Genomic DNA, 16,049 nt, shown 5'->3' with positions numbered 1-16,049 from the left:
CAGGTCACCCGGCCAGCCATACTAGTCCAGTGGGCCTCTGGATCGGAACGCTGATCGCGCTGTTCTTACTGATCACGCCCGGGACGATCGTCGCACGCATCACTCAGCTAACGTGGCCGGTCGCTATCGCGGTTGGCCCGGCGCTGACATACGGCGTGGTGGCGCTGGCGATCATTCCGTTTGGTGCGCTCGGAATCCCTTGGAACGGTTGGACGGCGCTGGCCGCGCTGGCGGCGGTGTGCGTGGTGGCGACGGGTTTGCAGCTGGCGCTCGCCCGCTACCGCGACACCGAGACCGAGACCCGAGAGATCGGTCGCTGGCCGGCGATCACGGTGGCGGCCGGTGTGCTGTTGGGCGCGCTGCTGATCATGTGGGCCGGCTACCGCGGCCTCACGCATTGGCAGTCCATCCCCAGCACCTGGGACGCGGTCTGGCACGCCAACGAGGTGCGCTACATCCTCGACACCGGCCAGGCGTCGTCCACCCACATGGGCGAGCTGCGCAACGTCGAGACCCACCAGCTGCTCTACTACCCGTCGGTGTTCCACGCCCTGACGGCGGTGTTCTGTCAGCTCACCGGCGCGGCACCGACCACCGGCTACACGTTGAATTCGGTGGCCGTAGCGGTCTGGCTGTTCCCGTCCAGCGCGGCCACCCTCACCTGGTTCCTGGTGCGCCCCCTCAGCACCCAATGGCGCGCCGCGGGGGCGGCGGCCACCGCGGCCGCGCTCTCGGCGTCGTTCACCGCGGTCCCCTATGTCGAGTTCGGGGTCGCCGCGATGCCCAACATGGCCGGCTACGGGGTCGCGATCCCGACGTTTGTGCTGATCGCCTCGACGGTGCGGCACCGCGACCGCATTCCGGTGGCCGTGCTGGCGTTGGTGGGCGTCATGTCGGTGCACATCACCGGCGGAGTCATCGTTCTCTTGTTCCTGTTGGCCTGGTGGCTCATGGACGCGTGGTGGCATCCGGCGCGCGGCAGGCTCGCCGATTTTCTGGCACTGGCCGGCGTGGTGACGGTCGCCGGTCTGATCCTGTTGCCGCAGTTCATCAGCGTCCAGCAGCAGGAAGACATCATCGCCGGACATTCTTTTCTGACCCACCTCAGCAAGGAGCGGGGAGTCTTCGACGCCATTTTTCAGCACTCCCGCCATCTCAACGACTTTCCAGTCCAATACGGGCTGATCGCGGTGGCGGCCGTCGGCGGGGCCATTTTTCTGGTCAAAAAGATCTGGTGGCCGCTCGTCGTCTGGCTGCTGCTGGTCGTCGTCGACGTTGACGCCGGGAATCCGCTGGGTGGCCCAATCGGCGCACTGGCCGGAGGATTCGGCGAATTCTTCTACAAAGACCCGCGCCGGATCTCGGCCGCCATCGCGCTGCTGCTGGAGCCGATGGCCGGCATCGCACTGTTCGCGATCGTCATGATCGTCGTGGCCGGCGCCCGGCGCGCCACCGACCGGTTCACCCGGTCCCCCGCAAGCGGGCGGGGGCACCTCCCGCGTGCGGGGGAATACCCCCAGCCGGGCCCCGTCTGGATCGCGACCACGACGGTCCTGCTGGTGGTGGCCACCGTGCTGACTGCCCGGCATTACTTCTACCGGCACCTAGTCCTGTTCGGCGACAAATACGACTCGGTGATGATCGACCAGCGAGACCTGCTGGCCATGGCCTACCTGGCCACCCTGCCGGGCGCCCGCGACACCGTGATCGGCAATGCCAACACCGACGGCACCGCGTGGATGTATGCCGTCGCCGACCTGCACCCGTTGTGGACCCACTACGACTTTCCGCAGCAGACCGGCCCGGGCTACTACCGCTACATCTTCTGGACCTCCGCGCGGAAAGGCGAATCCGATCCAAAGGTGGTCGAGGCGATCAGGGCGCTCAATATCCGGTACATCCTCACCAGCACCCCCACGGTGAGAGGGTTCGCGGTACCCGACGGACTAGTGTCGCTGGAGAAATCAACGTCGTGGGCGCTGATCTACGACAACGGTGGGGCCAAAATTTATGAATGGCGCGGACGTGCCCCGGCGACCCACCCCAGGTAGACGCGCAAGAGGATGGTGAATGGATTGAGTAACGGCAATGACGGCCCGGACGCCGATGGCGTGGAGGTCATCGGCGGCATCGATCCGCGGATCATGGCGCTCCGCGACGCGGACGAGGGCGATGATTCCGACGGGCGCTCGCTGACCGACCTGGTCGAGCAGCCCGCCAAGGTGATGCGGATCGGCACCATGATCAAGCAACTGCTTGAGGAAGTGCGCGCCGCGCCCCTGGACGAGGCCAGCCGCAACCGGCTGCGCGAGATCCACGCCACCAGCATCCGGGAGCTCGAAGACGGCCTGGCGCCGGAATTGCGTGAGGAGCTCGACCGCCTCACCCTGCCGTTCAACGAGAACTCCGTGCCGTCGGACGCCGAATTGCGCATCGCCCAGGCACAACTGGTCGGCTGGCTGGAGGGGCTATTCCACGGCATCCAGACCGCCCTGTTCGCTCAGCAGATGGCCGCGCGGGCGCAGCTGGAGCAGATGCGCCACAGCGCGCTGCCCCCGGGGGTCAGTCGGCCGGCCCACGGGCCGGGCTCGGGCACCGGGCAATACCTCTAAGCGGACACCCGTTGCCGACGATGCCCGGTTCAGGTCCTCACATCGAGACGCGCGACGCGTGGGTGGAATTTCCCATCTTCGACGCCAAATCGCGCTCCTTGAAGAAGACGTTCCTCGGCAAGGCGGGCGGGACCATCGGTCGCAACAACGCCAACGTCGTCGTCATCGAGGCGTTGCGCGACATCACCATGACGCTCGAGCTGGGTGATCGGGTCGGTCTGGTCGGCCACAACGGGGCCGGGAAATCGACTCTGCTGCGGCTCCTTTCGGGCATCTACGAACCCACCCGCGGCTGGGCGAAGGTCACCGGCCGGGTCGCGCCGGTCTTCGATCTGGGTGTCGGCATGGACCCCGAGATCTCCGGCTACGAGAACATCATCATCCGCGGGCTGTTCCTCGGGCAGACCCGCAAGCAGATGCTGTCCAAGGTCGACGAGATCGCCGAGTTCACCGAGCTGGGTGACTACCTGTCGATGCCGCTGCGCACCTACTCCACCGGCATGCGGGTCCGGCTGGCGATGGGCGTGGTCACCAGCATCGACCCCGAGATCCTGCTGCTCGACGAGGGCATCGGAGCGGTGGACGCCGACTTCCTGAAGAAGGCCCAGTCCCGGCTGCAGGGCCTGGTGGAGCGCTCCGGAATCCTGGTGTTCGCCAGCCATTCCAACGAATTCCTGGCGCGGCTGTGCAAGACCGCGATGTGGATCGAGCACGGAGTCATCCGGATGACCGGCGGCATCGAAGACGTGGTCCGCGCCTACGAGGGTGAGGACGCGGCCCGGCACGTGCACGAGGTGCTGGCCGAGACGGCAACCGAACGGTCGCTGGCGCAAAGAGCATCCGGGGATGACTGAAACCGTCTTCGCCGTCGTGGTCACCCACCGGCGCCCCGACGAGCTGGCCAAGTCGCTGGATGTGCTCAGCACCCAAACCCGGTTGCCCGACCATCTGATCGTGGTCGACAACGGGGCTTCTCCCGGGCCCGACGACGGCCGGGTCCGGGATTTGGTTGCGGGCCAGCCCATTTCGACGACTTACTTGGGGTCGCGCCGAAACCTCGGTGGCGCGGGCGGTTTCGCGCTCGGCATGCTGCACGCGCTGGCGCAAGGCGCCGACTGGGTGTGGCTGGCCGACGACGACGGGCGCCCGCGGGACTCGCAGGTGCTGGCGACGCTACTGGACTGCGCCGCGCGGCACGGCCTGGCCGAGGTATCGCCGATGGTGTGCAACATGGACGACCCGGAGCGGCTGGCGTTCCCGTTGCGGCGCGGCCTCGTATGGCGCAGGCGCGCAAGCGAATTGCGCACCGAAGCGGGGCAGGACCTGCTGCGCGGGATAGCGTCGCTGTTCAACGGCGCGCTGTTCCGGGCGTCGACGCTGGAGTCGATCGGTGTCCCCGACCTTCGGCTGTTCGTCCGCGGCGACGAGGTGGAGATGCACCGCCGGCTGGTGCGGTCCGGCCTGCCGTTCGGAACCTGTTTGGACGCGGTCTACCTGCATCCCTGCGGATCCGCCGAGTTCAAGCCCATTCTCGGCGGCCGCATGCACACCCAGTATCCCGACGACCCGACCAAGCGGTTCTTCACCTATCGCAACCGCGGCTACGTGTTGTCGCAGCCGGGCCTGCGCAGGCTCCTGTTGCAGGAGTGGGTGCGGTTCGGCTGGTTCTTCCTGGTCACGCGCCGCGATCCCAGGGGACTGTTGGAGTGGATCCGGTTGCGCCGCCTGGGGCGTCGCGAGCGATTCGGGAAGCCAGGAGGAGCTTGATGACGCGCGCCGGCGACGATGCAGAGCGGAGCGATGAGGAGGAGCGGCGCACATGACGTTTGTCGACGCGGCGGCGCAGTCGCGGACTTTTACCCGCGCCAGGGGCGATCTGGCCGACGGCTTCCGACGCCACGAGCTGTGGCTGCACCTGGGCTGGCAGGACATCAAGCAGCGCTACCGCCGCTCGGTGCTGGGGCCGTTCTGGATCACCATCGCGACCGGCACCACGGCCGTCGCCATGGGCGGCCTGTACTCGAAGCTGTTTCACCTCGAGCTATCGGAGCACCTGCCCTACGTCACGCTCGGCCTGATCGTCTGGAACCTGATCAACGCCGCCATTCTCGAGGGCGCCGACGTGTTCGTGGCCAACGAGGGGCTGATCAAGCAATTGCCGACGCCGCTCTCCGTGCACGTCTACCGGCTGGTGTGGCGCCAGATGATCCTGTTCGCGCACAACATCGTCATCTACGTCGTCATCGCGATCATCTACCCCAAGCCATGGTCGTGGGCCGACCTCTCGGTGATTCCGGCGCTGGCGTTGATCGTCCTCAATTGCATATGGGTGTCACTGTGTTTCGGCATCCTGGCGACCCGTTACCGCGACATCGGCCCGCTGCTGTTTTCGGTGGTGCAGTTGCTGTTCTTCATGACGCCGATCATCTGGAACGACGACACGTTGCGGCAGCAGGGCGCCGGGCGCTGGTCGAGCATCATCGAACTCAACCCGCTGCTGCACTATCTCGACATCGTTCGCGCCCCGCTGCTCGGGTCGCATCAGGAGCTGCGGCACTGGGCGGTGGTCCTGGCGCTCACGGTCATCGGCTGGGTGATGGCGGCCTTCGCGATGCGGCAATACCGCGCCCGGGTCCCCTACTGGGTGTAAACGGGCGGCTCCGACCTGGGCTTTGGGCGTGAATCCTGGGCTTTTGGTGTGAATCCCGGGCGGAAATATCGCCACAGATGCCGCCCTACGTTCACAACCAACGCCGTGGGTGCACATTCAAAGCCATCGGCTCACACCAACGCGCCAGCGCGCAGGCCAACCCGTTCCGGCGCACGATGCCGGCGCCTCGGTGATCACCGGGAATAAATCCGGAGCACTTGTGGGTATGCACGTGTGCAACAACAACGGGCAGTGCACGCCGCGTAGGGTGGCGGCTGCCCGGTGGTGGTGCAACACTGTAGCGCTACAGGTCAGCGACGGCAGAGAGAAATCGGGTCGGCAGACGTGAGAAAAAAAGCCCAATCGGCGGCGGACGCGGCGCGGCAGAACCTCGCCGCTGAGCTGGACCGGCTGAAACAGCGGCGCGATCGCCTCGAGGCCGAGGTGAAAAACGACCGCGGCATGGTCGGCGACCACGGTGATGCGGCCGAGGCGATCCAACGCGCGGACGAGCTCGTCATCCTCGCCGACCGGATCAACGAGCTGGACCGGCGACTGCGGAGCGGGCCTTCACCCTCGGACAACGGGGAAACGTTGCCCGGCGGCACCGAGGTGACGCTGCGGTTCCCCGACGGCGAGGTCGTCACGATGCACGTGATCTCCATCGTCGAAGAGACTCCCGTCGGCCGCGAGGCCGAGACGTTGACCGCGCGCAGCCCGTTGGGCCAGGCCCTGGCCGGGCACAAAGCGGGAGACACGGTCACCTACTCGACGCCGCAGGGCGAGAACCAGGTCGAGCTGATCGCGGTCAAGCTGCCCAAATAACTCATCCATGCCTCCAGCCGCGCCACCGCGCCCACAGCTGAGTCTGACGACGCAGGTGTGGCGTTTCGTCGTCACCGGCGGTATGTCGGCGGTGGTCGACTTCGGCCTCTACTTGCTCCTCTACAAAGTCGTGGGCCTACAGGTCGACCTGTCCAAGGCGACGAGCTTCGTCGTCGGCACCATCACCGCCTACCTGATCAACCGCCGGTGGACGTTCCAGGCGGCACCCAGCACCGCCCGGTTCGTCGGGGTCATGGTCCTCTACGGCATCACGTTCGCCGTGCAGGTCGGCCTCAACCACCTCTGCCTCGCGCTTTTGCACTACCGGGGGTGGGCGATACCCGTCGCGTTCGTGATCGCGCAGGGCACGGCGACGGTGATCAACTTCGTCGTGCAGCGGGCGGTAATCTTCCGCATCCGTTGAGCCGACGCACGCAAGCGGTACCCTCTTTGACGATGTTGAGCACCGAATTTCCGACCACCCCCACCCGGCTGACGGGCTTCGGCCGCACCGCGCCGTCCGTGGCGCAGCTGCTGCGTACCCCCGATCCCGAGGTGATCGCGAAGGCGGTGGCGCGGGTCGCCGACGCCGGGGGCCGGGGCGTGATCGCGCGCGGGCTGGGCCGGTCTTACGGCGACAACGCGCAAAACGGCGGCGGCCTGGTGATCGACATGACCCGGCTCCACACCATCCACTCCATCGACGCCGACACCAAGCTCGCCGACGTGGACGCCGGCGTCAACCTCGACCAGCTGATGAAGGCGGCGCTGCCGTTCGGGTTGTGGGTGCCGGTGCTGCCGGGAACTCGGCAGGTCACGATCGGCGGCGCGATCGCCTGCGACATTCATGGCAAGAATCACCACAGCGCGGGGAGCTTCGGCAACCATGTGCGGTCGATGGACCTGTTGACCGCCGACGGGCAGATCCGCCATCTCACTCCCACCGGTGCCGACTCCGAGCTGTTCTGGGCCACGGTCGGAGGCAACGGCCTGACCGGGATCATCATGAGGGCCACCGTCGAGATGACGCCCACGGAGACGGCGTATTTCATCGCCGACGGCGACGTGACCGCCGGGCTCGACGAGACCATCGCGTTTCACAGCGACGGCAGCGAAGCCGCCTATACCTACTCGAGCGCCTGGTTCGACGCGATCAGCGCGCCACCGAAGCTGGGCCGCGCCGCGATTTCGCGGGGCTCGCTGGCCAAGCTGGATCAGCTGCCGAAGAAGCTGCAACGCCACCCGTTGAAATTCGATGCGCCGCAGTTCTTCACGGTGCCCGACATCTTCCCGAACGGGCTGATGAGCAAGTACACCTTCATGCCGATCGGCGAACTGTGGTACCGCAAGTCCGGGACCTATCGCGGCAAGGTCCAGAACCTGACGCAGTTCTACCACCCGTTGGACATGTTCGGTGAGTGGAACCGCGCCTACGGCCCGGCCGGCTTCGGGCAATACCAATTCGTCGTGCCGACGACCGCCGTCGAGGAGTTCAAGGGCATCATCCGCGACATCCAGAAGTCCGGGCACTACTCGTTTCTCAACGTGTTCAAGCTGTTCGGCCCGGGCAACCGGGCGCCGTTGAGCTTCCCGATTCCGGGCTGGAACGTGTGCGTCGACTTTCCCATCAAGCCGGGACTCAACGAGTTCCTCAACGAGCTCGACCGCCGGGTGCTGGAATTCGGCGGCCGGGTCTATACCGCAAAGGATTCGCGGGTGAGCGCCGAAAACTTCCACGCCATGTATCCGCGCATCGACGAGTGGATCGCCTTGCGCCGCAAGGTCGATCCCCTGCGGGTGTTCACCTCCGACATGGCCCGACGCTTGGAGCTGCTGTAGATGGTGCTTGACGCCGTGGGGAATCCGCAGACCATCCTGCTGCTCGGAGGCACCTCCGAGATCGGGCTCGCCATCTGCGGACGCTACCTGCAAAACGCGCACGCGCGAATCCTGTTGGCCGCCATGCCCGACGACCCGGGCCGCGACGACGCGGTGGCACAGATGAAGGCCGCCGGGGCACGGTCGGTGGAGCTGATCGACTTCGAAGCCACCGACACCACCATCCACCCCAAGATGATCGACCGGGCTTTCGCCGACGGCGACGTCGACGTGGCCATCGTCGCGTTCGGTCTGCTCGGGGACGCCGAAGAACTGTGGCAAAACCAGCGCAAGGCCGTGCAGATTGCCGAAATCAACTACACCGCAGCGGTTTCCGTGGGCGTGCTGCTGGGTGAGAAGATGCGCGCCCAGGGCTTCGGCCAGATCATCGCGATGAGCACGGTGGCCGGTGAGCGGGTGCGGCGATCCAACTTCGTCTACGGCTCCACCAAGGCCGGCCTGGACGGCTTCTACCTGGGCTTGTCGGAGGCGTTGCGCGAGTATGGGGTTCGCGTCCTGGTGATCCGGCCCGGACAGGTGCGCACCCGGATGAGCGCACACATCAAGGAAGCCCCGCTCACCGTCGACAAGGAGTACGTCGCCAACCTCGCGGTGACCGCGTCCGCAAAAGGTAAGGAATTGGTTTGGGCGCCAGCAGCATTCCGCTATGTGATGATGGTGTTGCGACACATCCCGCGGAGCATCTTCCGCAAGCTGCCAATCTGAGCATGCGCAACGCACTGGCCACGCTGGGCCAGATGGCCGTGGCGGCGGTCGTCGCCGTCGTCATCGCCGTGGTGTCGCTGATCGCCATCGCCGGCGTGCAGTGGCCGGCCTTTCCGTCGTCCAACCAGCTGCACGCGCTGACCACCGTCGGTCAGGTCGGCTGCCTGGCCGGGCTGGTCGCCGTCGGCTGGCTGTGGCGCCGGTACCGGATTCTGGCCCGGCTGGGCGGGCTGGCGTTCGTGTCCGCATTCACCGTGGTCACGCTGGGCATGCCGCTGGGCGCCACCAAGCTGTACCTGTTCGGCATCTCCGTTGACCAGCAGTTCCGCACCGAGTACCTGACGCGGCTCGCCGACAGCCCCGCCCTGCACGACATGACCTACCTCGGGCTGCCGACGTTCTACCCGCCGGGCTGGTTCTGGATCGGCGGTCGCGTCGCTGCGCTGACGGGCACGCCGGCCTGGGAGATGTACAAGCCGTGGGCGATCACGTCGATCACCATCGCGGTGGCCGTCGCGCTGGTGCTGTGGTGGCGGATGATCCGCTTCGAGTACGCGCTGATCGTCACCACCGCCACCGCCGCGGTGACGCTGGCCTACGGCTCGCCGGAGCCCTACGCCGCGATGATCACGGTGTTGTTGCCGCCGGTGCTGGTGCTGACGTGGTCGGGCCTGCGGGCCGGCTCGTCGGCGGCCCCCGAGCGTCACGCCAGCGTGGCGGCCGACGCCGAGGGCCACGCTGGCGTGACGCTCGGCGCGGCGGCAGAAGGTGTCGGCGCGGCCGAAGGCGACGCGGCGGGTGGCGGCGCGGCGGCGGGGGGCTGGGGCGCGGTGGTCGGGGCTGGCATATTCCTTGGCTGGACGGCCACCTGGTACACGCTGCTGTTCGGGTTCAGCGCGTTCACGGTCGCGCTGATGGGGCTCGGACTGGCTGCGGCGCGCTGGCGGCGAAGCGGCTTTAAAACCGCGCTCGACCCGCTGCGCCGGCTGGCCGTGATCGCCGTCATCGCGGCGGCCATCGCGGCGACGACGTGGCTGCCGTTCTTGGTGCGCGCGGCCAGCAGCCCGGTCAGCAATAGCGGCAGCGCCGCGCACTACCTCCCGGCCGATGGCGCCGAGCTGACCTTCCCGATGCTCCAGTTCTCGCTGCTGGGCGCGGTGTGCATGCTGGGCACGCTGTGGCTGGTGGTGCGCGCCCGGTCGTCGGTGCGGGCGGGCGGCCTGGCCATCGGGGTGTTGGCCGTGTATCTGTGGTCGCTGTTGTCGATGCTGGCCACGCTGGCGCGGGTCACGCTGCTGTCGTTCCGGCTGCAGCCCACGCTGAGCGTGCTGCTGGTCGCCGCGGGGGCGTTCGGCTTCGTGGAGCTGGTCGCGGCCCTCGCCCCACGCGGCCGCGCCGTAGTCCCAGTGGCCGGCGCCATCGGCCTGGCCGCCGCGATCGCGTTCAGCCAGGACATCCCCGACGTGCTGCGGCCGGATCTGACCATCGCCTACACCGACACCGACGGCCACGGCCAGCGCGGCGACCGCCGGCCACCCAGCTCCGAGAAGTTCTACCCCGACATCGACGCCGCCATCCTCAAGACCACCGGCAAGCCGCGCGACCAGACCGTCGTGCTGACCGCCGACTACAGCTTCCTGTCCTACTACCCCTACTGGGGATTTCAGGGCCTGACGTCGCACTACGCCAACCCGCTGGCGCAGTTCGACCTGCGGGCCGCCCAGATCGAGAAGTGGTCCAAGCTCAAGACCCCCGACGAACTCATTCACGCGCTGGACACCTCGCCCTGGCCGCCGCCGACGGTGTTCCTCATGCGCCGCGGCGCGAACGGCAACTACACCCTGCGGTTGGCCGAGGACGTGTACCCGAACCAGCCCAACGTCCGCCGGTACACCGTCGATGTGCCCGCAGCCCTGTTCGCCGACCCGCGTTTCGTCGTCGACACCATCGGCCCCTTCGTGCTGGCCATCCGCAAGCCGGCGGCAAGCGGCTGATGGCCACCGAAACCTCGGCTGACTTGGCCGAAGAACTACCATCTACCCCCGTGGACGACGCGGGAGGTAACCACCGGATCGCCCGGTTGGTTGCCACCGTCGCCGGCCTCCTCGGGGCGCTGCTGGCGATCGTCACGCCGGTGCTGCCGGTCAACCAGACCACCGCCCAACTGAACTGGCCGCAGAACGGCACGTTCAACAGCGTCGAGGCGCCGTTGATCGGCTACGTGGCCACCGACCTGAACGTCTCCGTGCCATGTCAGGCCGCCGCCGGGCTGGCCGGACCGCAGAACGCCGGCAAGACGGTGCTGTTGTCGACGGTGCCCAAGCAGGCCCCCAAGGCCGTCGACCGCGGGCTGCTCATCCAGCGCGCCAATGACTATCTGGTGTTGGTGGTGCGCAACGTCGCGGTGGTCACCGCCCCGCTGAGCGAGGCGCTCAGCCCGGCGTGTCAGCGGTTGACGTTCACCGCGCACGCCGACCGGGTCACCGCCGAATTCGTCGGTCTGACAGAGGGACCCAACGCCGAGCACCCCGGCGCGCCGCTGCGCGGCGAGAAAAGCGGCTACGACTTCCGGCCCCAGATCGTCGGCGTGTTCACGGATCTGACCGGGCCGGCGCCGCCGGGGCTGACCTTTTCGGCGACCATCGACACCCGCTACAGCACCAGCCCCACGCCCCTGAAGCTGGCCGCGATGATCCTCGGGGTCGCGCTGACCATCGTTGCGTTAGTCGCCCTTCATTTTCTCGACACCGCCGACGGCACCCGGCACCGCCGGTTCCTGCCGTCGCGTTGGTGGTCGATCGGCGGCCTGGACGCCCTCGTCATCGGCGTGCTGGTGTGGTGGCATTTCGTCGGCGCCAACACCTCCGACGACGGCTACATCCTGACCATGGCCCGGGTGTCCGAGCACGCCGGCTACATGGCCAACTACTACCGCTGGTTCGGCACGCCCGAGGCGCCGTTCGGCTGGTACTACGACCTGCTGGCGTTGTGGGCCCACGTCAGCACCGCCAGCGTCTGGATGCGGTTGCCCACCCTGGCCATGGCGCTGACCTGCTGGTGGGTGATCAGCCGCGAAGTCATGCCGCGCCTGGGTCACGCCGTCAAGAAGAGCCGCGCGGCGGCGTGGACCGCGGCGGGCATGTTCCTGGCCGTCTGGTTGCCGCTGGACAACGGCCTGCGACCCGAGCCCATCATCGCGCTGGGCATCCTGCTGACCTGGTGTTCGGTGGAACGGGCGGTGGCCACCAGCCGGCTGCTGCCGGTGGCGGTCGCCTGCATCGTCGGCGCGCTGACCCTGTTCTCCGGGCCGACGGGGATCGCCTCGATCGGTGCACTGCTGGTCGCGATCGGGCCGCTGCGCACCATCCTGCACCGCAGATCCACACGGTTTGGTGCGCTGCCACTGGTGGCCCCCCTGCTGGCCGCCGTCACCGTCACCGCCATCCTGATCTTCCGCGACCAGACGCTGGCCGGCGAGGCCCAGGCCACCGCGCTCAAGCGCGCCGTCGGGCCCAGCCTGAGTTGGTTCGACGAACACCTCCGCTACGAGCGACTATTCATGGCCAGCCCCGACGGGTCGGTCGCCCGGCGTTTCGCCGTGCTGGCGCTGGTCCTGGCGCTCGGGATCACGGTCGCAATGTCGTTGCGCAAGGGCCGAATTCCGGGCACGGCCGCCGGGCCGAGCCGCCGCATCGTCGGGATCACCATCATCTCGTTCGTCGCGATGATGTTCACGCCCACCAAGTGGACCCATCACTTCGGGGTGTTCGCCGGGCTGGCCGGACCGCTGGGCGCGCTTGCCGCGGTCGCGGCGGCATCCGTGGCGATGCGATCCCGCCGCAACCGCACCGTGTTCGCCGCCGTGGTGCTGTTTTTGGTGGCGTTGTCGTTCGCCAGCGTCAACGGCTGGTGGTATGTGTCCAATTTCGGTGTGCCGTGGTCGAATGCGTTCCCGGCGTGGCACTACGCGTTTGCCACCGCGCTGCTCGGGCTGACCCTGCTGGTGCTGCTGTTGGCGGCGTGGTTCCATTTCGTCGACCCGGATAACGGACCACCCAAGACCCGCTATGGGGCGCGGGCGGCCGGAATTATTCAGTCCCCGTTGGCGATTGCGACGTGGGTGCTGGTGGTGTTCGAGGTGGCGTCGCTGACCCTGGCGATGATCGACCAATATCCGGCATGGTCGGTCGGCCGCTCCAACCTGGAGGCGCTCACCGGCAGGTCGTGCGGACTGGCCGAGGACGTGCTGGTAGAGCAGGACCCCGACGTCGGCATGCTGGCGCCGGTGAGCGCTTCGGTGGCCGACGCCCTCGGGGCGGGCTTATCGGAAGCCTTCACGCCCAACGGTATTCCCGCCGATGTCCGCGCCGACCCGGTGATGGAACGCCCGGGTGACCGCAGTTTCGTCAACGACGAGGAGAAAACCGGCAGCAACCAGCCCGGCACCGAGGGCGGCACCACCCCCGCACCGGGAATCAACGGCTCGTCCGCCCAGCTACCCTTCAACCTCGACCCCGCGCGCACACCGGTGCTCGGCAGCTGGCGCTCCGGCATCCAGGTACCCGCCCACCTGCGGTCCGGTTGGTATCGACTGCCCGCCCGCGACAAGGCGGGACCGCTGCTGGTGGTGAGTGCGTCGGGCCGCTTCGACCCCCGCGAGGTCCAGGTGCAGTGGGCCACCGACGATCAAGCGGCGAGCGGCCACCCCGGCGGTTCATTCCAATTCGCCGACGTGGGGGCCTCCCCGGCGTGGCGCAACTTGCGGTTGCCGCTGTCGGCCATCCCGAGCGCCGCCACCCAGATTCGCCTGGTCGCCGACGACGAAGACCTGGCGCCGCAGCACTGGATCGCGCTGACACCGCCGCGGATTCCGCGGCTGCGCACGCTGCAGGACGTGGTCGGCTCGAAGGACCCGGTGTTCCTGGACTGGCTGGTCGGTCTGGCGTTCCCCTGCCAGCGACCGTTCGGCCATCAAAACGGCGTCGACGAGACGCCGAAATGGCGCATCCTGCCCGACCGATTCGGCGCCGAGGCCAACTCACCGGTGATGGACAACAACGGCGGCGGCCCGCTGGGCGTCACCGAGTTGCTGGTGAAAGCGACCACCATGGCCACGTATCTGAAGGACGACTGGTCCCGGGACTGGGGCTCGCTGCAACGGTTGACGCCCTACTACCCCAGCGCGCAGCCCGCCCTTCTGCAGCTGGGGACGGCCACCCGCAGCGGCCTGTGGAACCCGGCTCCGCTGCGGCATTAGTGGTCGCGGTCGTTGGTTCGCCGGGGTTGTTACCAGACGCCGCCGGCGCCGGTCTGCGACTTGGCTCGGCCGGGGCGCGGTGAGCGAACATCGCGCGTCAATTCCCATGTGTCACATCGGTAACTCGCCGGCCGGCATACGACGATGTGTCCACCTAACAGTAGCCTCAACCGCCCTCTATAGACGATTCGGCATCCGAAGCCTCTCGACCGTGTGGCCGCACAATGGCAGCGAAATCATTTATGCCACTTAGTATTAGACAGGCGGTTACCAGTAAAATCGGTTTCTCAGGATGCTCGTGTCAGGGATGGAATAACCTAAGTGTGCGGCACTCCGAGCTCGTCCCAACTAATGGCTCAATTTAGCTGGCCAGCTTCTCCGCGGGGCGGCTTGTCGCGTTGATGACTCTGCGGCCACCAGGTAAAAGTACGAGTAGAGCGCCTGGTCAGCGCAGAATCAAAATCGACGACAAGCAACGCCGCCGAACCGATGCGCTAAGGCTGTGCTGAAACCCCGAGCCGACCCGCAGCAGCGCCGAGCCCGCCTTCAGCGCTGGCAGCGTTCAGGTCGCTACCGCCGGCCTCAGCGAACAGACCGACGAACTCACGGACGAGATCGCTAGCACATGCCCGCGCTTACCCCACGGCCTGATCGCGGGGTTCGGGCCGCATCGCGCGGGCCGATTTGGGGGTGGGTCGCGGCCGTCGCGGTTCACGGACTCCGGCGTCTCCGTCGCCGGTGAGCCAGAGCCGGATCACCGAACCGGCGGCGACGCGCGCTCCAGACTCCGGGCTCTGGTCGGTGACGATCCAGCCCCGGTCTTGCGGCATGGTCGGGGTGTCCGGTCTCGCATTGATCGCGACCAGTCCCTTGTCGTTGAGCACGTCACTGGCGTCGATCCATTCGAGTCCCACGACGTTGGGTACCACTATCGTCGATGCCCGACGCTGTTCGTGGGCCCGCGTCGTCAACAGGTCCGCGGCCGGCTCGTAAGCGCCCGCGGAGCCGTCGAGATCGCGCCAGCGTTCCCATGAGGATTGGCGTGTGACGCCCAAATGCGTGGCAATCTCGGCCCAGGAATTCCCGTGTCGTCGGGCGGCCCGGACGGCCGCCAGTTCGGCTTGATCCAACATCCGCCGCACGACACCGATGTCGGACAGCGCCGCCAACTCGTCGTCACCTTGGCTCGGACGCCCGTTACGCCCGGCCAGCCGTCGCCACGCTTGTCGGGCATGCTCCCAGTCGTCGGCAGCGCTCATAAACTGTCAGGCTAGCCTGACGCGGTCGGGGCGGAAGTGGTTGATGGCCGGAGATCGGGTAAGCCTAGATTTACGGTTCGCGGGCCACTTACCGGGACGATCCGCTCGCCGAGACGGTCCTCGAGCCGCCGCGTCGGGTGGTGTTCAGCCGGGATATCGGTCCGACCTGGCAGCTGGAGGTGCACACATGACAGCCACCCTGATCACCATGGCCCGCGCCGAGCGGGCCGACCTCGCGGAGTTCCTGGACACCCTGGCGCCGCAGGACTGGGAGGCGCGCAGCCTTTGCACCAGGTGGACCGTCAAAGACGTTGTGGCGCATATGATCAGCTACGAAGAGCTGGGCGCTCCGGGGCTGCTGAAGCGCTTCGCGAAGGGCTGGATCGTGCGGGCCAACCAGGTGGGCGTCGACGAGTTCTCGGACCTGAGCCCCCAACAGCTGCTGGAATTTCTGCGCAATCATCTCCAGCCGCGCGGACTGACAGCCGGCTTCGGCGGCATGATCGCGCTCGTCGACGGCACGATCCATCACCAAGACATCCGGCGCGCGCTCGGTCGGCCGCGCATCGTCCCGGCCGACCGCCTCGAGCGGGTCCTCGGCCTGGTGCCCGGTAACCCCAGGCTGGGCGCCGGGCGTCGGATCAGGGGACTTCGACTGCGCGCCAACGACGTCGACTGGGCGCACGGCCGCGGCCCGGAGGTCACCGGTCCCGGCGAGGCGCTCCTGATGGCGATGTCGGGCCGCCGAGCGGCGCTCGCGGACCTGGACGGCGCGGGCCGGCCCACGCTGGCCGGACGGCTGGGCAGATAGCGATCGTCAGCCGGGGTGCCCAACGGCGTCC

Annotated in this window: 13 protein-coding genes; 12 read left to right on the top strand and 1 reads right to left on the bottom strand. The window is 67.6% G+C overall.

Annotated elements, in window-relative coordinates; translation table 11 throughout:
* Nucleotides 1–29 precede the first annotated feature (29 nt).
* The 11 genes from G6N25_RS10950 (at nucleotide 30) to G6N25_RS10900 (ending at nucleotide 13,948) form a co-directional block, all read left to right on the top strand.
* Nucleotides 30–2,051, top strand: coding sequence for a DUF6541 family protein (locus G6N25_RS10950; protein ID WP_083076151.1), 2,022 nt, complete (start codon nucleotides 30–32; stop codon nucleotides 2,049–2,051).
* A gap of 12 nt (nucleotides 2,052–2,063) precedes the next feature.
* Nucleotides 2,064–2,612, top strand: coding sequence for a bacterial proteasome activator family protein (locus tag G6N25_RS10945; RefSeq protein ID WP_142272813.1), 549 nt, complete (start codon nucleotides 2,064–2,066; stop codon nucleotides 2,610–2,612).
* Between the two features lie 20 nt (nucleotides 2,613–2,632).
* Nucleotides 2,633–3,466, top strand: a complete 834-nt coding sequence (wzt, locus tag G6N25_RS10940) for a galactan export ABC transporter ATP-binding subunit Wzt/RfbE (RefSeq protein ID WP_083076149.1) — start codon at nucleotides 2,633–2,635, stop codon at nucleotides 3,464–3,466.
* On the top strand, nucleotides 3,459–4,379 hold the full coding sequence (glfT1, locus tag G6N25_RS10935) for a galactofuranosyltransferase GlfT1 (protein ID WP_083076147.1): 921 nt from the start codon (nucleotides 3,459–3,461) through the stop codon (nucleotides 4,377–4,379). The genes wzt and glfT1 overlap by 8 nt, the downstream gene beginning before the upstream one ends.
* A 52-nt stretch (nucleotides 4,380–4,431) precedes the next feature.
* Nucleotides 4,432–5,262: a galactan export ABC transporter permease subunit Wzm/RfbD gene (gene wzm, locus G6N25_RS10930; RefSeq protein WP_083076145.1), complete on the top strand. Its 831-nt coding sequence runs from the start codon at nucleotides 4,432–4,434 to the stop codon at nucleotides 5,260–5,262.
* Nucleotides 5,263–5,607: 345 nt separating this feature from the next.
* Complete coding sequence (locus tag G6N25_RS10925; RefSeq protein WP_083076143.1) at nucleotides 5,608–6,087, top strand: GreA/GreB family elongation factor; 480 nt, start codon at nucleotides 5,608–5,610, stop codon at nucleotides 6,085–6,087.
* A gap of 7 nt (nucleotides 6,088–6,094) precedes the next feature.
* Nucleotides 6,095–6,511 carry a GtrA family protein gene (locus G6N25_RS10920; RefSeq protein WP_083076141.1) on the top strand — a complete coding sequence of 139 codons (417 nt, stop codon included), beginning with the start codon at nucleotides 6,095–6,097 and terminating at the stop codon, nucleotides 6,509–6,511.
* A 32-nt stretch (nucleotides 6,512–6,543) separates the two neighbouring features.
* Entirely contained in the window at nucleotides 6,544–7,926 is a 1,383-nt protein-coding gene (locus G6N25_RS10915) for an FAD-binding oxidoreductase (RefSeq protein WP_083076139.1), read from the top strand.
* Nucleotides 7,927–8,691 (top strand): decaprenylphospho-beta-D-erythro-pentofuranosid-2-ulose 2-reductase, encoded by a 765-nt coding sequence (locus G6N25_RS10910; protein WP_083076137.1) that lies wholly within the window; start codon nucleotides 7,927–7,929, stop codon nucleotides 8,689–8,691.
* A 2-nt stretch (nucleotides 8,692–8,693) separates the two neighbouring features.
* Nucleotides 8,694–10,685, top strand: a complete 1,992-nt coding sequence (locus G6N25_RS10905) for a galactan 5-O-arabinofuranosyltransferase (RefSeq protein WP_163672427.1) — start codon at nucleotides 8,694–8,696, stop codon at nucleotides 10,683–10,685.
* On the top strand, nucleotides 10,685–13,948 hold the full coding sequence (locus G6N25_RS10900; RefSeq protein WP_083075951.1) for an arabinosyltransferase domain-containing protein: 3,264 nt from the start codon (nucleotides 10,685–10,687) through the stop codon (nucleotides 13,946–13,948). Before G6N25_RS10905 ends, G6N25_RS10900 begins: the two co-directional genes overlap by 1 nt.
* Nucleotides 13,949–14,583: 635 nt before the next feature.
* On the opposite strand, the gene G6N25_RS10895 is transcribed toward G6N25_RS10900, so the two are convergent.
* The gene (locus G6N25_RS10895) at nucleotides 14,584–15,207 is read right to left on the bottom strand and encodes a PASTA domain-containing protein (RefSeq protein WP_083075949.1); all 624 of its coding nucleotides are present in this window, start codon (nucleotides 15,205–15,207) and stop codon (nucleotides 14,584–14,586) included.
* 187 nt (nucleotides 15,208–15,394) lie between these two features.
* Here G6N25_RS10895 and G6N25_RS10890 point away from each other — a divergent pair, with 187 nt between their 5' ends.
* Nucleotides 15,395–16,018 (top strand): maleylpyruvate isomerase family mycothiol-dependent enzyme, encoded by a 624-nt coding sequence (locus tag G6N25_RS10890; protein WP_083075948.1) that lies wholly within the window; start codon nucleotides 15,395–15,397, stop codon nucleotides 16,016–16,018.
* The last annotated feature ends 31 nt before the right edge of the window (nucleotides 16,019–16,049 follow it).

It is taken from the genome of Mycobacterium heidelbergense (assembly GCF_010730745.1).
Taxonomy (GTDB): domain Bacteria; phylum Actinomycetota; class Actinomycetes; order Mycobacteriales; family Mycobacteriaceae; genus Mycobacterium; species Mycobacterium heidelbergense.
Note: the sequence above shows the minus strand (reverse complement) of the source record. Positions and strands in the feature narration are given on the sequence as shown.

Coding starts and splice junctions, on each gene's coding strand:
- G6N25_RS10945 (WP_142272813.1), top strand. CDS start 2,064: ATGGTGAATGGATTGAGTAACGGCAATGACGGCCCGGACGCCGATGGC.
- G6N25_RS10895 (WP_083075949.1), bottom strand. CDS start 15,207: ATGAGCGCTGCCGACGACTGGGAGCATGCCCGACAAGCGTGGCGACGG.
- wzm (WP_083076145.1), top strand. CDS start 4,432: ATGACGTTTGTCGACGCGGCGGCGCAGTCGCGGACTTTTACCCGCGCC.
- G6N25_RS10910 (WP_083076137.1), top strand. CDS start 7,927: ATGGTGCTTGACGCCGTGGGGAATCCGCAGACCATCCTGCTGCTCGGA.
- G6N25_RS10890 (WP_083075948.1), top strand. CDS start 15,395: ATGACAGCCACCCTGATCACCATGGCCCGCGCCGAGCGGGCCGACCTC.
- G6N25_RS10920 (WP_083076141.1), top strand. CDS start 6,095: ATGCCTCCAGCCGCGCCACCGCGCCCACAGCTGAGTCTGACGACGCAG.
- wzt (WP_083076149.1), top strand. CDS start 2,633: ATGCCCGGTTCAGGTCCTCACATCGAGACGCGCGACGCGTGGGTGGAA.
- G6N25_RS10900 (WP_083075951.1), top strand. CDS start 10,685: ATGGCCACCGAAACCTCGGCTGACTTGGCCGAAGAACTACCATCTACC.
- G6N25_RS10915 (WP_083076139.1), top strand. CDS start 6,544: ATGTTGAGCACCGAATTTCCGACCACCCCCACCCGGCTGACGGGCTTC.
- G6N25_RS10905 (WP_163672427.1), top strand. CDS start 8,694: ATGCGCAACGCACTGGCCACGCTGGGCCAGATGGCCGTGGCGGCGGTC.
- glfT1 (WP_083076147.1), top strand. CDS start 3,459: ATGACTGAAACCGTCTTCGCCGTCGTGGTCACCCACCGGCGCCCCGAC.